The organism is Streptomyces sp. NPDC101490, from assembly GCF_044767145.1.
In the GTDB taxonomy this organism is placed as follows: Bacteria; Actinomycetota; Actinomycetes; order Streptomycetales; family Streptomycetaceae; genus Streptomyces.
Window position 1 is genome coordinate 571,741 of record NZ_JBIWNI010000001.1, and the last position, 19,607, is coordinate 591,347.

At 73.4% G+C, this 19,607-nt stretch carries 12 protein-coding genes; 9 read left to right on the forward strand and 3 right to left on the reverse strand.

Annotation, left to right across the window (positions count from 1 at the left end):
• Positions 1-118: 118 nt before the first annotated feature.
• Positions 119-1,843, reverse strand: coding sequence for an ABC transporter ATP-binding protein (locus ACIRQY_RS02260; RefSeq protein ID WP_403922278.1), 1,725 nt, complete (start codon positions 1,841-1,843; stop codon positions 119-121).
• Between the two features lie 404 nt (positions 1,844-2,247).
• Here ACIRQY_RS02260 and ACIRQY_RS02265 point away from each other — a divergent pair, with 404 nt between their 5' ends.
• Genes ACIRQY_RS02265 through ACIRQY_RS02275 form a run of 3 tightly spaced genes read left to right on the forward strand, consistent with a single transcriptional unit; the run spans position 2,248 to position 5,887 of the window.
• Positions 2,248-2,745: a hypothetical protein gene (locus ACIRQY_RS02265; RefSeq protein ID WP_403921781.1), complete on the forward strand. Its 498-nt coding sequence runs from the start codon at positions 2,248-2,250 to the stop codon at positions 2,743-2,745.
• Positions 2,742-5,036: a GMC oxidoreductase gene (locus ACIRQY_RS02270; protein WP_403921783.1), complete on the forward strand. Its 2,295-nt coding sequence runs from the start codon at positions 2,742-2,744 to the stop codon at positions 5,034-5,036. The genes ACIRQY_RS02265 and ACIRQY_RS02270 overlap by 4 nt, the downstream gene beginning before the upstream one ends.
• On the forward strand, positions 5,033-5,887 hold the full coding sequence (locus ACIRQY_RS02275) for a hypothetical protein (protein ID WP_403921785.1): 855 nt from the start codon (positions 5,033-5,035) through the stop codon (positions 5,885-5,887). Before ACIRQY_RS02270 ends, ACIRQY_RS02275 begins: the two co-directional genes overlap by 4 nt.
• On the opposite strand, the gene ACIRQY_RS02280 is transcribed toward ACIRQY_RS02275, so the two are convergent.
• Positions 5,872-6,495 (reverse strand): TetR/AcrR family transcriptional regulator, encoded by a 624-nt coding sequence (locus ACIRQY_RS02280; protein ID WP_403921787.1) that lies wholly within the window; start codon positions 6,493-6,495, stop codon positions 5,872-5,874. The genes ACIRQY_RS02275 and ACIRQY_RS02280 overlap by 16 nt on opposite strands.
• A gap of 148 nt (positions 6,496-6,643) precedes the next feature.
• Here ACIRQY_RS02280 and ACIRQY_RS02285 point away from each other — a divergent pair, with 148 nt between their 5' ends.
• Positions 6,644-7,069, forward strand: coding sequence for a hypothetical protein (locus ACIRQY_RS02285; protein WP_403921789.1), 426 nt, complete (start codon positions 6,644-6,646; stop codon positions 7,067-7,069).
• Positions 7,070-7,141: 72 nt separating this feature from the next.
• Here ACIRQY_RS02285 and ACIRQY_RS02290 read toward each other — a convergent pair whose 3' ends face one another.
• Complete coding sequence (locus ACIRQY_RS02290) at positions 7,142-8,206, reverse strand: PucR family transcriptional regulator (RefSeq protein WP_403921791.1); 1,065 nt, start codon at positions 8,204-8,206, stop codon at positions 7,142-7,144.
• A gap of 358 nt (positions 8,207-8,564) precedes the next feature.
• On the opposite strand from ACIRQY_RS02290, the gene ACIRQY_RS02295 reads away from it, so the two are divergent.
• The 5 genes from ACIRQY_RS02295 (at position 8,565) to gdhA (ending at position 19,574) form a co-directional block, all read left to right on the forward strand.
• Positions 8,565-10,691 carry a flotillin family protein gene (locus ACIRQY_RS02295; RefSeq protein ID WP_403921793.1) on the forward strand — a complete coding sequence of 709 codons (2,127 nt, stop codon included), beginning with the start codon at positions 8,565-8,567 and terminating at the stop codon, positions 10,689-10,691.
• A 94-nt stretch (positions 10,692-10,785) separates the two neighbouring features.
• Positions 10,786-15,636: a DNA repair ATPase gene (locus ACIRQY_RS02300; RefSeq protein WP_403921795.1), complete on the forward strand. Its 4,851-nt coding sequence runs from the start codon at positions 10,786-10,788 to the stop codon at positions 15,634-15,636.
• A 45-nt stretch (positions 15,637-15,681) separates the two neighbouring features.
• Positions 15,682-16,473 carry a VOC family protein gene (locus ACIRQY_RS02305; protein WP_403921797.1) on the forward strand — a complete coding sequence of 264 codons (792 nt, stop codon included), beginning with the start codon at positions 15,682-15,684 and terminating at the stop codon, positions 16,471-16,473.
• A 363-nt stretch (positions 16,474-16,836) separates the two neighbouring features.
• The gene (locus ACIRQY_RS02310; RefSeq protein ID WP_403921799.1) at positions 16,837-17,985 is read left to right on the forward strand and encodes an NADAR domain-containing protein; all 1,149 of its coding nucleotides are present in this window, start codon (positions 16,837-16,839) and stop codon (positions 17,983-17,985) included.
• Between the two features lie 242 nt (positions 17,986-18,227).
• The gene (gene gdhA, locus ACIRQY_RS02315) at positions 18,228-19,574 is read left to right on the forward strand and encodes an NADP-specific glutamate dehydrogenase (protein ID WP_403921801.1); all 1,347 of its coding nucleotides are present in this window, start codon (positions 18,228-18,230) and stop codon (positions 19,572-19,574) included.
• Positions 19,575-19,607: the final 33 nt, after the last annotated feature.

Below are 19,607 nucleotides of genomic sequence, written 5' to 3' on the forward strand. Positions count from 1 at the left end.
CTCATGACAGACGCGCCTCACTCCCGGCGGGCGTCCGCCCCGGTACGGTCCCCGACCGTCCCGGGCCGGACGTCCGCCGGAGCCGTTGCGAACACCCTCGGCGGGCGTCCGGCCGGGGTCAGCCGAGCCGGGCGCGCGGCGGAGCCAGCGGGCCGGGGCCGTCGTCGAGGAAGCCGCCCGACTGGTGCTGCCAGAGCTTGGCGTACGAACCCCCGGCCGTCAGGAGCTCCTGGTGGGTGCCCTGCTCGACGATCCGGCCCCGGTCCACGACGACGAGCCGGTCCATGGTGGCGACCGTGCTCAGCCGGTGGGCCACCACGAGCGCCGTCCGGCCCTCCATCAGCCGCCACAGCGCGTCCTGGACGAGGACCTCGCTCTCCGAGTCCAGGGCGCTGGTCGCCTCGTCGAGCAGCAGGACGGGCGCGTCCCGCAGGATCGCTCGGGCCAGCGCGACCCGCTGGCGCTGGCCGCCGGACAGCTTCACGCCCCGCTCGCCCACCATCGTGCCGAAGCCCTCCGGGAGCCCGTCGGCGAACTCCGTGACGTGCGCCGCCTCCGCCGCGCGCCGGACCTCGGCGTCGGTGGCGTCGGGCCGGGCGAACGCGATGTTCTCCCGCAGCGTCCGGTGGAACATCACCGGCTCCTGCGGCACGTACGAGATCAGGCTCCGCAGATCGGTCTGGCGCAGGCGGCTGATGTCCTGCCCGCCGATCAGGATGCGACCGCCGTCCACGTCCGTCATCCGCAGCAGCAGCCGGGTGAGGGTCGTCTTGCCGCCGCCGGACCGTCCGACGAGACCGATCCGCGTCCCGGCCGGGACGTCCAGGTCGAGGCCGTCGAAGAGGTTCCGGCCGCCGCCGTGCGAGAACGTCACCTTCTCGAAGCGGACGTCGGCCGCCCCGCCGCGCAGGGGCTCGGGCGACGGCGGGTCGAGCACGGTGGGCGGTTCGAGCAGCAGCTCGGTGAACTGCGCCGCCTCCGTCATCGAACTCTCCAGACGCCGGTAGATCTGGTTGAACTCGAACATGATCCGGGTGGCGTTGGCGTAGTACGTGAAGGCCACGATGACCACCTCCACACCGTGGTCCGCCGCGCCGAGACCCAGCGCCAGGACGAGCCCCAGCACATTGGTCAGCACCGACAGCGGGGCGACCAGCGTGTCGATCCGCAGATTGCCGTAGTCCCACGAGCGCAGCGTGAGCCGCCGGGACTCGGCGACGCGCGAGCGGTGCTCGGCGGCCTCCTGCTCCTCGGCGGCGAACGCCCGCACCGTGTCCATGTTCATCAGGCTGTCGGCGACGTGCCCGGAGACCCGGGCGATGGCCTGTTCCCGCTGGGCGACGAGCCGTTGACGCCGCCGGATCAGCGGTGCCACACACACCCCGGTGAAGGCGATCAGGGAGACGAGCCCGACCACGAGCAGCGGGTCGTACTGCCACAGCACCACCGAAGCGAACAGCAGGGGCACGAGGCTGCCCATGACGGAGAACGTCAGCGTGTCGACGACGTCCTCGAACCGGGAGGCGAAGCTCAGGACCCGCTTGGTCAGCGACCCGGCGAAGTTGTCGTGGAAGAAGGAGGCGTCCTTGGCGAACAGTTCGTCCATCCCCGTGACGTACAGGTTCTCGATGCCGCGCGCGTCGAGCCGGTTCAGACAGTGCAGGCCGACGCGCCACAGTGCTTCGGCGAGCAGCAGGACGCCCGCGAAGCCGAGGACGTACGGCAGCAGGGGACCGACGGCGACGGCGGTGCCGCCGCTGCCGGCGATCCGGCCGACGAGCTTGGCGACGATCAGCGGCGCGATGTAGTTGATGCCGATGTTTCCCAGCGCGGGCAGCAGCATCGCGGGCACGGTGAGCAGGCGCAGGCGGAGCAGTTCCCGCCCGTAGCGGCGGAGGGCGAGCAGTACGGAGCCCTTGCTCGGCAGCCCCTCGGTCGAGGCGGAGGGTTTTCGTTGCGCGGATGATTCCGGTGGTGCGGATGATTCTGGATGTTCCATACCCAACCCTGAGGTGTCGGACCGGTCGCGGAGCAGCCGAGTCTCCCCCGACGCCCTCCGCGCGGTCCAAGCGTTTTTACGGCCCGAAACGCCCCGCCCCGCCGGTCAGTCGGAAAGCGGCCAAACCTCGCGGGGAAGGTTTGCCGTTCCGGTCACCACCCGTCCGGGTGATCTGACCGGGCATCCCCGTGCGCTTCGGCCGCCGCCTGCTTCGATGCCCGTCCAGAAGCAGACAGGGGGAGACCGAGGTGCCTGAGATAACCCGAACGGGTGAGACGGGGGACGCGTTCACAGCCCTGTCCGTCCGGCTGACCGGCTTCGACGCCGACGAACTCGCCGCCACCGGCATGACGGACGCCTACCGGGACGTCGTACAGGCGCACACCAAGCCCGACCACTACGCGCGGCTCGTCACGGCGACGCACGAGGCCCCGCCCGCCGCGACCGGCTTCGACCCCCCGGAGGACGTGGCCGAACTCGCCGAGGCCGTCACCCGGCTCTGGTACACCGGCGCGTGGCCGGGCCTCGGGGAGACGGAGCCCTTCCTCGTCTCGGCGCGCGCCTACGCCGAGGGCCTGGTCTGGCGGACCTTCGGCGGCCGGGCACCCGGCACCTCCCCACAGGGCTTCGGCAGCTGGGCGACGCGACCGGCCGTCCCGGCGGAACCAGCCGCCCCGGCTGCCCCGGCCACCCCACCAAGACCGGTGGGGCCGGTGGGACCGGTGGGACCGGGGACACCCCGATGAGCCCCGCCGGCCCCCACGGACCGCGCGCCGAGGCGGCGGGACCCGTGTACGACGTGGTCGTCGTCGGTGGCGGTTTCGCCGGAACGCTGATGGCCCACCGGCTCGGCGCGGCCGGGCGACGCGTCCTGGTCCTGGAGGCCGGGGCCCGTGCCGGGGACGCCGAACGCGGCCACCGCGAGGCCGTGGACACCTTTCTCGCGGCGATGGTGAAGGTGCCGGGCTCGCCCTACGTGCCGCACCCCGCCGCCCCCTGGCCGGAGGTCACCGACCTCGGGCCCGGAGGGGACGGGCACTTGGTCCAGCGCGGGCCGCTGCCGTACTCCAGCACGTACGTCAGGGTGAACGGCGGCACCGGCAACGTCTGGACGGGGCTCACCCCCCGGATGCACCCCGAGGACTTCCGCACCGACCTCTTCGGCTACGGCCGCGCCTGGCCGCTCGGCTACACCGACCTGGAACCGTACTACCGGGCCGCCGAACGGGAGATCGGCGTGGCCGCCGACGTCACCGAGCAACGCGCCCACGTGGGGCTGCCGTTCCCCGACGACTACGTCTTCCCCGCGCACGCCCTGCCGCCCAGCCACCTCGACACCGTCGTGGCCGGGAAGCTGGACGGCCGGTCGGTCCCCCACCCGACGACCGGCGAGCCGGTCCCGCTCCGGGTCGTGGGCACACCCCACGCCCGCGACGGCATCCCGAACCCCGCGTACGGTGCCCCGAACTCCGCGCACGGGACCCCGAACCCCGCGCACGACGAGGACACTCCGGACGTACGGGCCCCAGGCATCGACCTCCAGGCCCCGGGCCGCGACGCGCGGGCCCCGGCGCCCGACGCACGGGCTCCGGTCTCCGACGTACTACGGGCCCCGACCCTCGACCCACGGCCCCCGGGCCCCGACGGTCACGCCTCGGGCTCCGGCGTACCGTCCCCGGCGCCCGGCGCCCGTACCTCGGCTCCCGACCTACGGCCCCCGGGCCCCGACGGTCATGCCTCGGGGTCCGGTGTACCGTCCCCGGCGCCCGGCGCCCGTACCTCGGCTCCCGACCTACGCCCTCCGGGCCCCGACGGTCACGCCTCGGGCCCCGGCGGACCGGCGCCGCGCCCCGGCGGGCGCCTCCCCGGCTCCGCCGGAGACGCTCCCGGTCCCGGCGGGCGCCGGTGCGAGGGACACGCCAGTTGCATCCCCGTCTGCCCCTCCCGGGCCAAGTACACCCCGCTGCGCACCCAGGCCCGCTGGGCCCCCTCGGTCACCCTGGTCGACCGGGCCGTCGCAAGCCGGGTGCTGGTCGACGGCGCCGGACGCGCCACCGGCGTCGAGTACCTCGCGTACGGGGACGGGCGCGCGGACGCCGCCGCCACCCGGCACCGGGTCCGCGCGGACGTCGTGGTCCTCGCCGCCCACGCCGTCGAGAACGCCCGGCTGCTGCTGCTCTCCGGCCTCGCCAACCGCAGCGACCAGGTCGGCCGCAACCTGATGGACCATCCCGTCCTGCTGACCTGGGGGCTCCTGCCCGAACAGGTCGGCCCCTACCGGGGACCCGGCTCCACCTCGGGTCTCGAAGGCTTCCGCTTCGGCCCGGCCCGCGCCCGCCACGCCCCCTTCCGCGTCGAGATCGGCAACTGGGGATGGACGTGGGCGACCGGTGGCACCGAGGCGGACGTGGCCGCCCTGGTGGGCGGGGGAGGACCGGACGGCCGCAGGCTCTTCGGGCCCGCGCTCCGCACCGCGCTGCGCGACCGCGTCGGCCGCCAGTTCGCCCTGCAGTTCGAGATCGAGCAGGAGGCGGACCCGGCGAACCGCGTCACGCTCGACCCGGAGCGCCGCGACGCCCTGGGGCTGCCGCGCCCGGTTGTCTCGTACGACCTCTCCGAGCACGTCCGGGAGGGATTCGCGGCCGCCCGGGCGGTCTCCGGGCGGCTCTTCGCGATGCTCGGCGCGGAGGACCACAGCGACCACGACCCGGACCCGGGACGGCCGGGGACCTTCACCCACCGGGGCCGCACGTACGCGTTCCGGGGCGCGGGCCACGCGGGCGGCACCCACATCATGGGCGACGACCCGGCCACCTCCGTGGTGGACCACTGGCAGCGCTGCTGGGACCACCCGGGGCTCTACGCGGTCGGCTGCGGCAGCATGCCCTCGCTCGCCACCTCCAACCCGACCCTGACCATGGCCGCCCTGGCACTGCGCAGTGCCGAGCGCGTCGAGTCCGACCTGACCGCGCGCGACCGGCGAGCAGCCGCCGGCCGCGCCGCCCGGCCCACCGACCCCTCTGGAGCCGTATCGTGAGCCCGCTTCCCCTGCCGCCGGTGGCAGCCCCGTACCGACTGCCCTTCCACTACGGGGCCCTGCACCAGCTGGGTCTGGACTTCCTGGTGGACCCGGGACCCGCCCGTGAGGTCCTCGCCCGGCACCATCCGGCGCTGCTCCCCGCCGACTTCGACGGCCGGGCGCTGCTCTCGGTCAACTTCCAGCTCTACTTCGCCCAGTACCGTTCCGGCGCGGGCGTCACCCAGGAGATCGAGGTCAACATCGTCGCCTTCCCCGCCGACGCGGGGGAGCGGCTGCCCGAGGTGTCCTACGGGGAGTACGCGCAGGGCCACGACCAGACCAAGCTGCTCGGCACCGGCCGCATCCATGTGCTGTGCGACAACCCGCTCGCCATCGACGCGGGCCGCAGGCTCTACGCGGAACCCAAGTACCCGGCCTGGTTCGAGGCGACGATGCCGTCCCCGAACGGGCCGGAGGCCGAGGACTGGGAGGTGGTCTGCCGGAGCGCCGAACTGGGGCCGGAAGGTGAACTGCGGCGCGGGGAAGCGGCGTTGTTCTCCCTGGCCGCCGATCTCGCCTCGCTCCCGGGGCGACCGGCGAACAACACACCCGTCACGGGGTACGGGACGGACGAGGAGGGGCGGGCCCTCGCGGGGCCGATGGACGTCTACGCCCCCTGCGTCTGGCACCCTCTCGGCGACGCGCCGGACGACGCTTCCGCGCGGGCGCGGCTCACCGTCCTCGACCGGACGTCCGACGTCGGGCGGGATCTGGAACTGCTGCTCGGCGGCGCTCCGGCCGTGGGCGCCTGGACGTATCAGTCCCCGCCCGTCGCCACCCACAACCGGCCCTACTACCTGGGAGGTTGACCCCCGACAGCCCCGACAGCCCCGACAGCCCCGACAGCCCCGACAGCCCCGATCCCGGTGACCAGCGTGTCGAGGCCGCGCTTGATGCGGTCCACGTCCCAGCCGCGTTCGGCGCGCTGGAAGTCGAAGAGGCCCGGGGTGAACGCCATCAGGAGCAGATCGGCGAGATAGGCGGGGTCCGCCTCCGGGGCCAGCTCCGCGACCATGCCGGTGATCTGCTCGTGGTGGCGACGGAACGGGCCGCTGCGGTAGCGCCCCGCCGGGGCGCTCGACTCCGCCAGGAGCAGCAGGTCGCGGTTCTCCTCGACGAGGTCCGCCAGGCCGTGCAGGAAGGCGCGCAGCCGGTCGGGCGCGGTGGGGGAGCCGTCCGCGCAGTGGCGGGTGAACTCCTGCTGGAAGCGGGTCTCGTTGTCCTCGATGAGGGCGTAGACGAGTCCGGGCCGGTTCTGGAAGCGGCGGTAGACCGTGCCGACGCCGACCCCCGCCTCCTTGGCCACGGCGTCCAGGGACAGGGCGGCGAAACCGTCCGTGGCGAGTCGGCGCCGGGCCGCGTCGAGGATGCGGAGGCGGTTGCGGGCGGCGTCGGCGCGCTCGGCGGGGGCGTTCATGGACGGCAGCGTAACGGACGGACCGGAGGGTTCTCCGTTTAGCCCTTGAGAAGTGGAGAGATCTCCGTTTACTGTGAAGGCACGTCAAACGGAGAGATTTCCGCTTGGCGGTCCGACGCTTCCGAAGCCCCCCAAGGAGAGAACCGCCATGACCGCTCCCGCCGCGACCGCCCCCCTGCTCAACGGACAGCTCATCGGCATCACCTACCACGCCATCGCCGCCGTCCGGGACCGGATGCTCGCCGACTCCGGTCTGACCTTCCACCAGTCCGTCGCGCTCAAGGCCGTGGCCGAGGGCCTCGACCGGGCCGGAGCGACCGAGCGGCTGACCGCCACCCTCAAGATCGAGGAGCCCGAGGCGAACGCCCTGCTCGACGAGATCACCGCCGCCGGACTGTTCGACGGCGTCGTCACCGAGCGGGGCGCCACCCTCCAGCGGAGCTTCACGGACGCCGTGACCGCCCTGGCCGAGCGCCTCTACGGCGACCTCCCGCGCGCCGACCGCGAGGCCGCCGCCCGCGCCCTCGCCCATGTCACCGCACGGGCGAACGCCGAACTGGGGCGTGTTTCGTGAGGAGCGTCGTCTGCCCGCCAGGCAGGCGGGACTTTCGACACACGGCCTCGCCGCCCGCTGACCCGCGCCCGCTCACAGAGGCCGGTCGGGCCAGTTCAGCAGCCGGGCCCCGATGGCGGCCGTCTGCAGGGTGTACCGCTGCACCGGATCGGCAGGATCCGCCCCGGTCAGCCGGTGGATGCGGTCGAGGCGGTACGTCATGGCCCGCACGCTCAGACTGAGCCGCCGCGCCGCCTGGGCGCTGACGCACCCCGTGTCGAAATAGGCGGTGAGCGTCTCCAGGAGCGGCCGGGCGCCGCCGCGCGCCCCCTGGAGGGGGCCGAGCACCGTCCGCACCAGATCCGCCATGGCCTGCCGGTCCCGGGTCAGGACCGGATAGACGAGGAGGTCGGCCGCGTACAGGACGGGATCGTCCAACTCCATGCGGACGGCCAGGTCCAGCGCGTTCAGGGCCTCCTGGTACGAGTGGACGACACCCCCGGGGCCCGGATGCGGACGGCCCACCCCCACCTGGCCGCCGTCCGTCGCCGCGTACGCCTGCTTGGCGAAGTGCGCGAGCACCTCCGGCTCGTCGGCGGGCGCCACGCAGATCAGCCGCCCGTCCTTCGTCGTCAGCAGGATGCGCCGGGTGCCGAACCGCGCCAGCAGGGACGACTCGACGCTCCGCGCGACCTCGTAGCCCTCGTCGTACGACTCCCGCCCCTGCGCGACCGCCACCGCGTGCGCGTGCGAGAGCAGCAGTCCGAAGTGCCCCGCGCGCTCGGCTATCCGCCCGAGGTCGCTGCCCCCGTGCAGCAGATCGTCGATGAACTCGCGCCGCGCCGCCTCCTCCTGGCGCACCGCGAGCCGCTGGGCCCGCTCGTGGCCCTCGGCGAAGGCGTCCACGGCCTGCTCGACCGCGCCCAGCAGATGCTCGGCCGAGGCGGGCGGCAGCTCCGGCCCCACCTCCTCGCGCGCGGAGGACAGCAGTGCCCGTACGAGGGTCCGCAGCCCCGTCCCCGACTCGGCCGCCCGTTCCCCGTGCGACCGCAGCGACTCCCGCTCCTCGCGGGTGAGACCCCGGCCCGTCGCGCAGACGGCCGTCAGGATCGCCGTGTACCCCGCCAGATGGTCCACCGCCGTGTCCTGGTCCGTCACGGGCCCTCCCTGTTCGTTCTTGACGCGTTCTTGACGCGGAGGCCCAGGGTGTCACGCTTCCTCCCCATGCTCGTACCCGGCACCGGGAAGACGCCGAAGACTGCCGGATCACGGCAGTGACGCCGGAGTGCGAGGGAGGTCAGAATGCCCCTGTGGCAGGACGAGGGCAGGGCCCCGATGCCGGGACACGGAAAAGGACCCGGCGCTTCCGGAGCGGTCGGCCTCCGGGACGGCGCACGCCCGTCACGCCGTGGGCTCCCGCAGCCGTCCGTCCGTCTCCGTTCCGCCCGAACCGCGCGCCCCCACCGCGCGTCCTTCCCCCTGCCTGTGCTCGTCCTCCATCGATACGGGGTTCTCCATGGATTTCCTGACCGTGGGTGTCGGCGTCGCCATCGCCGTCGTCCTGCTCGTCGCCGTCGTCATGCTCCTCCTGGTGAGCCGGCTGTTCCGCAAGGTGGAGCAGGGCAAGGCGCTGATCGTCTCCAAGACCCGTACCGTCGACGTGAGCTTCACCGGGCAGATCGTGCTGCCCGTCCTGCACAAGGCCGAGGTCATGGACATCTCGGTGAAGAGCTTCGAGATCTCCCGCACCGGCCGCGACGGCCTGATCTGCCAGGACAACATCCGCGCCGACATACGCATCTCGTTCTTCGTCCGGGTCAACAAGACCGTCGAGGACGTCATCAAGGTCGCCCAGGCGATCGGCACCGAACGGGCCAGCGACAAGGCCACCCTCCAGGAACTCTTCAACGCCAAGTTCTCCGAGGCGCTGAAGACCGTCGGCAAGCAGCTCGACTTCACCGACCTCTACACCAAGCGCGAGGAACTCCGCTTCCGCATCATCGAGATCATCGGCATCGACCTCAACGGCTACAGCCTGGAGGACGCGGCGATCGACTACCTGGAGCAGACCCCGCTCAGCCAGCTCGACCCCGGCAACATCCTCGACGCCCAGGGCATCCGCAAGATCACCGAACTGACCGCCCTCGAGAACGTCCGCACCAACGAGTTCCGGCAGAACGAGCAGAAGGAGATCACCCGGCAGAACGTCGACGCCCGCGAGGCCATCCTCGAACTCGAACGCCGCCAGGCGGACGCCGAGATCAAGCAGAAGCGCGAGGTCGACACCGTACGGGCCCGCGAGGAGGCGGAGACCGCCCGGGTGGTCGAGGAGGAGCGGCTGCGGGCACAGAGCGCCTTCCTCAGGACCGAGGAGCAGCTCGGCGTCCAGCGTGAGAACCAGGCCCGCGAGGTGGCCGTCGCCCAGAAGAACCGCGAGCGGGTCATCGCCGTCGAGAACGAGCGGATCGAGAAGGACCGCCTCCTGGAGGTCATCGCCCGGGACCGGGAGACGCAGCTCACCCGTATCGCCGCCGAGAAGGAGGTCGAGTCCGAGCGCCGGGACATCGCCGAGGTCATCCGCGAGCGCATCGCGGTCGACCGCACGGTCGCCGAGCAGGAGGAGTCCATCAAGCGGCTCCGTTCCGTCGAGGAGGCCGAGCGGGACCGGCAGGTCCTCGTCATCGCCGCCGAGGCGGAGGCCCAGGAGAGGCTCGTCAAGGACATCAAGGCGGCGGAGGCAGCCGAACAGGCCGCCGTGCACCGCGCCGCCGAGGAACTCACCCTCGCCGAGGCCCGCAACAAGGCCGCTGACATGGAGGCCCGCTCCAAGATCCGCCTCGCCGAGGGCGTCAAGGCCCAGGCCGCCGCGGAGGGCCTGGCCGCCGTCGAGGTCCGCGACAAGGAGGCCGACGTCATCGAGAAGGCGGGCCGCGCCGAGGCCGAGGCCACCGGGGCCCGGCTGCGCGCCGAGGCCGAGGGCCTGCGGGCCAGGGCCCTCGCCGAGGCCACCGCGATCGGCGAGAAGCTGAAGGCAGAGGCCGAGGGCCTGACCGAGAAGGCCGCCGCCATGGCCGCGCTCGACGAGGCGTCGCGGACCCACGAGGAGTACCGCCTGCGCCTGGCGGCGGAGAAGGAGGTCCGGCTCGCGGGCCTCGACGTGCAGCGGCAGGTCGCCGAGGCCCAGGCCACCATCGTGGCCACCGGCCTGGAGCGGGCCGACATCAGCATCGTCGGCGGCGACGGCGTCTTCCTCGACCGGCTCGTCCAGTCGGTCTCCCTCGGCAGGTCCTTCGACGGCTTCGTGGACCACTCGAAGACCGCACAGGCCCTCGCGGGACCCTGGCTGAACGGAGAGGGCTCCTTCACCGAGGACCTCACCAAGGTCCTCGGCTCGCTGAGCAGCTCCGACGTCCAGAACCTCAGCGTCTCCGCGCTCCTCGCGAAGCTCATGGGCTCGGGCGTCCTCGACGGGGCCGCCCCGGCCCTCGCCGCGGCCCTCGAAGGAGCAGCGCCGATCGCGACCGCGCCGACCACCACCGCGCCGACGGCGACCGCGAAGCCCGCGGCCGCGAAGGCCACCCGGGCCGGTGCCAACGGCAGCAAGCCCCACGGCACCGCACCGCGCGGCACCGCCACGAACTGACCGGCACGGGCGACGGTCACCACCGGCCCGGTGCCGTGCGCGGGGGAGCACGGCACCGGGCCCCTTTCACCACACCACAGGGGAGCCGAACGGGATGAGCGCCGGAATCGACCAGGACACGTACACCGTGCTGCGGGACCGGCTGGCCGCACAGGGCACCGAACTGGCCCGGCGCGCCGGAGAGCTGAACCGGGCCCGCACCGCCGCCTTCGGCTCCGGCGAGCTGGACCTCGCCGGAACCGGACACCTGCGCACCGGACACCACGCCGTCGCGCGGGACGTCGTCGCCGTCGGCGACGGCCTCCTGCTCCTCGGCGTCCACACCGCCACCGGCGGCGACGCCGAACGGTCCGTCGCCGACGTCTTCACGCTGTACGACCGCGAGCTGAACCCCCTGCCCCCGGACGCCCTGCCCGGACTGCTCGACGACCCGGGCTTCGTCCGCGAGTTCACCGCCCTGCACCGCTACTTCCGGGGTGCCCGCCTGGAACGCCTGCGCCGCGTCGAGGGCCGACTCCTCGCCGTCTTCCGGACCGGCGAGAAGGCCGACGACCTGCGGGTCCTGCGCTGGTCCTGCGGTCCCACCGGCGAGACCGCCTTCCTCGACGCCCGGGGCGAACGCGACCACGTCCTGCCGCCCTCGCACGACGTCACCTGGATCCCGGCGACCCGCGACGACCACGTGCCCGGCCGCCACCCCCACCTCTCGCTCGGCGGCCACGCCTTCCTCTCCACCGCCGGCGGCACCCTCACCGTCAAGACCACCGACGACACCACCACCGGCGACGGAGTCCACTCCGAGCCCGTCGACGAACCCCTCCAGGCCCTCGCCGACGCCGACGTCGCCCACGCCGTCGTGGGCCACCTCCTGCTGATCCGGGTCCGCCCCTACAAGGAACGGACCCACCGCCACCTCGTCCTGCACACCCTCACCGGCAGCGTGGTCCGCCTCGACGGCATCGGACAGGCCTGCCTCCGCCTCCCGGGCGACGAGGGCATCGTCTTCCCCGGCGGCTACGTCCTCGGCTCCGGCACCGTGCGGACCTTCGGCACCGGCACCCCGGGCGAAGGACCGGACGGACCCGAAGGAGCCGACTTCGAACGCGTCGTCCGCTCGCCCAACGGAGAAGACCTCCTCTACGTCTTCCACGACCGCCACGAGGGCCGCTGCCACCTCCTGCCGTACAACCTCATCCGCAAGGAGATCGCGCCCCCTGTCACCGGCGCGGGCCACGCCCTCTTCGACGACGGGACCCTCCTCGTCCTGCGCGCGGCCGAGGGAGAAGCCGGCCGCGTCCACCCCGTACAGCGCTGGCACACCCCCTACCGCGCCGACACCCACCCCACCGGCACCGCCGAAGGCCCGCTCGCCCGCATCGGCAACCCCGACCTCGTCCGGGGCGTCTCCGACTGCCTCGCCGTCGCCCGGCGGGCGGAGAGCCCCGAACCGACCGGCGAGGTGTACGAGGCACTCGTCGCCGACTGCGTCCGCGCCGCCGACACCCACCACTGGCTCGGCGACCCCGAGACCGGCGACCTCCGCACCGCCCTCGACGCACTGCGCGCCACCGCCGAGCAGGTCCTGCGCGAGTTCGCCACCGTCACCGCCCTCACCCGGCAGGCCGCCGACGCCACCGAGGAAGCCGCCCGGGAGGTCGCCCGGCTCGTCCGCCTCGTCCGCAGCGAATCCCCCGCCACCGCCGCCGACTGGATCGGCCGCATCACCGAACTCCGCCGCGCCCAGGGACGGCTGATCACCGTCAAGGAGATGCGGTACGCCGACACCGCCCGCGTCGACGCCCTGGCCCACGAGGTCGAGGACGACATCGCGGCGGCGGGCCGCAGGGCCGTCGCCTTCCTCCAGGGCGACGACGCCTTCACCCCCCACCACACCGAGGCCGCCAGGACCGAGGCGGAGGCCGCCGCCCTCACCACGGTCGCCGGGACCGGCCCCCTCCGTGCCCGCCTCGACGGACACGCCGCCGGACTGCGCACCCTCAGCGAGGTCGTCGCGGGCCTCGACATCGGCGACACCACCGTCCGCACCTCCGTCCTGGAACGGATCGCCGGAGTCCTCGGCGCCGTCAACCGCGCCCGCGCCGTCCTCACCGCCCGCCGCGCCGCCCTCCTCGACACCGAGAGCCGCGCCGAGTTCGCCGCCGAGACCGCCCTGTTCGCCCAGGCCGTCACCGGGGCCCTCGGCGCCGCCGACACCCCCGAACTCTGCGACGAACACCTCGCCCGCCTCCTGCTCCAGCTGGAGAACCTGGAATCCCGGTTCTCCGAGCACGACGGACACCTCGCGGACATCGACGAGCGCCGCACCGAGCTCCACGAGGCCTTCGCCGCCCGCGGACAGGCACTCCGGGACGCCCGCGCCCGCCGCGCCGAACGCCTCGCCGACTCCACCGGACGGGTCCTGGAGGCCATCACCCGCCGCGCCTCCACCCTCGCCGACCTCGACGAGGTCCACACCTACTTCGCCTCCGACCCCATGGTCGCCCGGGTCCGCCGCACCGCCGCCGAACTGCGGGAGCTCGACGACCGGGTCAGGGCGGAGGAACTGGAGGGCCGCCTCGCCGCCGCACGCCAGGAAGCGGGCCGCGCCCTGCGCGACCGCACCGACCTGTTCTCCGACGACGGCGACACCGTACGGCTCGGCGGACACCGCTTCGCCGTCAACCGGCGGCCCACCGAACTCACCCTCGTCCCGCACGGCGACACCCTCGCCCTCGCGGTCACCGGCACCGACTACCGCGCCCCCGTCACCGACCCGGAGTTCGCCGCCACCCGCGCCTGCTGGACCCGCGTCCTGCCCTCCGAATCGCCCGAGGTGTACCGCGCCGAACACCTCGCCGCCCGCCTCCTGGCCGACCACGGACCCGGGAGCCCCCACGACCCCGACGACCCCGACCTCCCCGGACTCGTACGGAAGGCGGCGGCCGACTCCTACGACGAGGGGTACGAACGCGGCGTCCACGACCACGACGCCACCCTCCTCCTCGCGGCCGTGCTCCGTCTGCGCCAGCACGCCGGACCCCTCGCCCACCCCGCCCGCGCCCGCGCCGCCGCCCAGCTCTTCTGGGCGACCGCCGCCACCCCCGACGCACGGGAGCAGTGGACCCGCCGGGCCGTCTCCCTCAGCCGGGCCCGCGCCCTTTTCGGCAGCGACTCCCGCCCCGACGGGCTCCACACCGAACTGACGACGGCGACCGGCGACCCGGCAGCCGCCGCGTACCTCGTGGAGGAACTCGCCGCCGAACCGGCCGGATTCGCCCTCTCCGCCGCAGCCCGCGCCTTCCTGGAGTCCTTCCACAAGGCCGCCGGGCGCTCCGGCTACGACGACGACCTCGCCGCGCTCACCGACCCGGCCGCCCGGCGCCACCTGGTCGAGAGCTGGCTCGGCGCCTACGCGCACGCCTGCGGCGACCGGCCCGACGACGGCGTACTCGCCGAAGCCGCCGCCGTCGAACTCGCCCCCGGTCTCCTCCGGTACGCGATCGACGCCCCCACCACGACCACGGTCACCGGCCTCCTGGGCAGCCACCCCCGTGTCCGGGGCGGCAGCCTCGACCTGCGCCTCGACGAGTTCCTGCACAGGACCGCGCGGTTCGCCGCCGAGGACGTCCCCGCCTTCCGCGCCTACCAGCGCGCCCGCACCGCGCTCGTCACCGCCGAACGCGCCCGGCTCCGCCTGGACGAGCACCGGCCCCGCGTCATGTCCTCCTTCGTCCGCAACCGGCTCGTGGACGAGGTCTACCTCCCCCTGATCGGCGACAACCTCGCCAAACAGCTCGGCGCCGCCGGTGACGCCAAGCGCACCGACTCCCACGGCCTGCTGCTCCTCCTCTCCCCGCCCGGCTACGGCAAGACCACCCTGATCGAGTACGTCGCCGACCGCCTCGGCCTGCTCCTTGTCAAGATCGACGGACCGGCCCTCGGCCGGGCCACCACCTCGCTCGACCCGGCCGAGGCACCCGACGCCGCGGCCCGCCGGGAACTGGAGAAGATCGCGTTCGCGCTGGCAGCGGCGAACAACGTCCTCCTCTACCTGGACGACATCCAGCACTGCGCACCGGAACTGCTCCAGAAGTTCATCCCGCTCTGCGACGCCACCCGCACCCTGGGCGGACACGACCTGCGCGGCAAGCGCTTCGCCCTCTGCATGGCGGGCAATCCCTACACCGAGTCCGGGCAGCGCTTCCAGATCCCCGACATGCTCGCCAACCGCGCCGACGTCTGGAACCTCGGCGACGTCCTCACCGGCAAGGAGGACGCCTTCGCCCTCAGCTTCGTCGAGAACGCCCTCACCTCCCACCCGGTGCTCGCCCCGCTGGCCGCACGCGACCGCGCCGACCTGAGCCTGCTGGCCCGGCTCGCCGCCGGTGACCCCACCGCACGGGCCGACCGGCTCGTCCACCCCTACGCCCCGGCCGAGCTGGACCCGGTCCTCGCCGTCCTGCGCCATCTGCTGACCGCCCGCGAGACCGTCCTCGCGGTCAACACCGCCTACATCGCCTCCGCCGCCCGCACGGACGCGACCCGCACCGAACCGCCCTTCCGGCTCCAGGGCTCGTACCGGAACATGAACAGGATCGTGGCCCGGATCACCCCCGCGATGAACGCCGACGAACTGGCCGCCGTCGTCGACGACCACTACACGGCCGAGGCGGGGACCCTCACCGCCGAGACCGAGACCAATCTCCTCAAGCTCGACCAGCTCCGCGGCACCCTCGACGGGGACCGGGCCGCGCGCTGGGCCGAGATCGTGGCGGCGCACACCCGCGAGCGGCTCCTCGGCGGCTCCGCCGACGACCCGCTGACCCGCGCCGTCGCCGCCCTCGCGCTGCTCGCCGACCGCGTCACGGACGTCGAGACGGCGATCCTCCGGGCGACCGGCGGGGACGCCCCGACGGGCGGGGGAACGCCCGCGGTGCGAGGCTGAGGACGTACCCGGACCGGTCCGTCCGGAGACGTGGAGGCCCTCGCCATGATGACCACCGACTTCGCGCCCGGCTCCCCCTGCTGGCTCGACCTGGGCGCCCCCGACGTCCCGGCCGCCGCCGCGTTCTACGGCGCCGTCCTCGGCTGGGAGTACGCGCCCATGGGCGAGGGGCATCAGGGAGGTGTGTTCCGCAAGGACGGGAAGGTCGTCGCGGGGCTCGGCAGGCTCACCGAGGAGGGCGCCCGCTCCGCCTGGATGATCTACTACAGCGTCCCCGACGTGGAGGCCACCACCCGGGCGGTCGAGGACCGGGGCGGCACCGTCCGGCGCGCCCCCACCGAGCCCGGCGAGTGGGGCAGGATCGCCCAGTACAGCGATCCGCTCGGCGGACAGTTCGCCGTCTGGCAGCCGGGCGCCCACCGGGGCGTCGAACTGACCGACGAGCCCGGCTCGCTGTGCTGGACCGAGCTGTACACCACCGACGCGACCGCCGCGAAGGAGTTCTACGGCGGGGTCCTCGGCTGGCGGTTCGGCGAGATGGAACTGCCCGGCGACTCGGGCACGTACACCCTCATCACCCCCGCCGGGCTCCCCGACGAGCGGATGCACGGCGGCCTCATGACCCTCGCCGAGGCCGATCTCGCCCTCGCGCACGGGCGGCCCTACTGGCATCCGGTCTTCGCCGTCGCCGACTGCGACGAGACGGCCGCCCGGGTCACCGCGAGCGGCGGCACTATCCAGATGGGACCGCAGGACATGCCGGGCGTGGGGCGGCTCGCGGTCTGCCTCGACCCGTCGAACGCGGACTTCGTCGCCCTCGCCCCGGCCACCGCCTGACGGCGGGCGCCGGGCGGCTCCGGAATCCGGCCCGGCCGGGCGGCGAGGGAAGCGTGCTCGGCCCTTCGCCATGGCGGACCGAGGACCGCACCCGTGGGACTTCCGGCCGTTGGGACTTCCGACCGTGATGTCCGTACCGGCGCTCTCGGGAGATTCCCCGGACGCGGCAGAGGCACCCACCCCGCCAAGGCGCCGCGGGCCGGGCGGGATGGTGACGCCACGGCCGAGCACTCCGGTCGGAACTCCTCGCCTGAGCTGGTTCTTCTTCGGTCGTGGCGGTGGCGGGCCGCGGTCCGGTGCTGTCCGCGCCGGTGGGTCCGGCTCGGGCGACAACCTCCTGACCGGAGTAACTAGAATCCGCGCGTGAAGCCAACCCACCGCATGGTCGAGGGCACCCGAATAGAGGGCCTGTCCCGGCACGCGCTGCACCGCACCAACGGCCGGTTCGATCTGGTGTACCTCACCGCCTACGCCGACAGCACCGTCTCGGTCGGCCTCGGCCACCCCAGTACGACGTGGACGTTCGACCGTTTCGTGGAAGCCGTCGGCGCGGGCGACGTCGTCGCCCACGTCGAGGACGGGACGCGTGTCCACGCCTATGGCTTCGGTGACTGGACCGTCGCCGACGCCGCCTCGACGCACGACGACCCCAAGGCGCTGATCACCGAAATCGCGGACGCCGTCGACCGTCTGAACGGGCGGCCGGACACCATCGACCGCTTCTGGACCGCGATCCACGCCTACGGCCGGGAGCAGTCGCCGGAATCGCTGGCCGATCTGCGCGCACGGCTGGACGACGTCCCCGAGACGTGGGGATGGCTGATCGACTCGGAGGAGTCGGACGCGGTGTACCGCATCCTGTGCCACGAGGACGGCGGCAAGCTCTGGCCGGGCTCCCGGACCGTCTCCGACGCGGAGGCCGCCACGGCGCGCGCCTGGTTGGCCGCCCACGTCGCCGACTGCGACAGCTCGAAGGCCGAGGCCGAGGCCGAAGCAGAACGGGCACGGTGCGTGACCCCGCCGACCGTCGAGCTGTACGAAGTGAACTTCGCGCACCCGGCCCCACCGGACACACACCTGGCCGCGCTGCGCAACGAGTTCCCCCTCGACACTCTCGCCGACGGCCGCACCTACCCCTCGCCGCACCACGCGTACTACGCGCTGTCGATCCTCGACGAGGCCGGCCGGGAGGCGGTGGCCCGCGAGCCGATGGGCATGCGAGTCCCCCACGTCGCGGGCGGGTACGAACAGCGCCCTGACTGGCCGGCCGTCCACCTCGCGGTGATGGCCGAGCTGGTGCGCACGAAGTTCCGCACCCACGCGGAGCTCGCGGACATGCTGGTGTCCACCGGGGACGCGCGCATCGTCTACCGCGGCCTCGACCCCTTCTGGAGCGCCGGAACCGACGGACACGGCCACTGGATGGGCCGCCTCCTCGAACTCCTCCGCGCGGAACTCGTCCTCACCCGCCCGGCCGCCACCGAGGGACCGGACGCTGCCGGATCCGCCTAGAGCGGGTTGCGAAAGGCCCGCCCGCCCGGCGGCACCCGGCACGCCTGCCGCGTTGTCGGCCGACACGGCGACCCTGTTCACGGCGACCGGCTCCGCGCGGCACCGTCACCCGGGGCCGCGCCGAGCCGAGGTACATCCGTGACCCCCTCGGGGACGGTCCGGCCCCGGCCACCGGAGAGAATGGCGGGGAACGTCGCCCGCACGCGGCGGAATGTCGGAAGACGAGAAGGCGAGAGACACGCATGAACGTCAGCGCACACATGGAAGCCGTCTACGCGGAGGTTCGTCGGCGCAACCCCGGTGAAGCGGAGTTCCACCAGGCCGCCGCCGAGGTCCTCGACTCGCTGGCCCCGGCCCTGGAGCGCCACCCCGACTATCTCGCGGCGGGCATCGTGGAGCGGCTGTGCGAACCCGAGCGGCAGCTGATATTCCGCGTCCCGTGGGTCGACGACCAGGGAGCCGTGCGGGTGAACCGGGGATTCCGGGTGGAGTTCAACAGCGCCCTCGGCCCGTACAAGGGCGGACTGCGGTTCCACCCGAGCGTCAACCTCGGCATCGTGAAGTTCCTCGGCTTCGAGCAGATCTTCAAGAACGCGCTGACGGGGATGGCGATCGGCGGCGGCAAGGGCGGCTCCGACTTCGACCCCAAGGGCCGCTCGGACGCCGAGGTCATGCGCTTCTGCCAGTCCTTCATGACCGAGCTCTACCGCCACCTGGGCGAGCACACCGACGTGCCCGCCGGGGACATCGGCGTCGGCGCCCGGGAGATCGGCTACCTCTTCGGCCAGTACAAGCGGATCACCAACCGGTACGAGTCCGGTGTCCTCACCGGCAAGGCCATCGGCTGGGGCGGCTCACAGGTCCGCACCGAGGCCACCGGCTACGGCGCCGTGTTCTTCGCCGAGGAGATGCTCGCCACGCGCGGCGAGGGCTTCGACGGGCGCCGCGTGGTGGTCTCCGGCTCCGGGAACGTCGCCGTGTACGCGGTGGAGAAGGTCCACGCCCTCGGCGGCCGGGTCGTCGCGTGCAGCGACTCCTCCGGATACCTCGTTGACGAGGACGGCATCGACCTCGACCTGCTCAAGGACGTCAAGGAGGTGCGCCGCGAGCGGATCTCCGCCTACGCGGACGCGAAGCCGACCGCCCGTTTCTCGGCCCGTGGCACGGTCTACGACGTGCCCTGTGACATCGCCCTGCCCTGCGCGACCCAGAACGAGCTGGGCCGTGAGGACGCCGTCGCCCTGGTCAAGCACGGCGTCCGGGCCGTCGCCGAGGGCGCCAACATGCCCTGCACGCCCGAGGCGGTCCGGGTCTTCCAGGAGGCCGGGATCCTCTTCGGCCCCGGCAAGGCGGCCAACGCCGGAGGCGTGGCCACCTCCGCCCTGGAGATGCAGCAGAACGCCTCCCGCGAGAGCTGGTCCTTCGAGCAGACCGAGGCCCGGCTCGCCGAGGTCATGCGCGACGTCCACAGCCAGTGCCGGAACACCGCGGAGGAGTACGGCGGCAAGGCCGACGACTACGTGACGGGCGCCAACGTGTCCGGCTTCCTGCGGGTGGCGCGGGCGATGGCGGCCCAGGGCGTCATCTGATCGCGACAGCCGGGCGGCTGGGCAGCCGGGCGG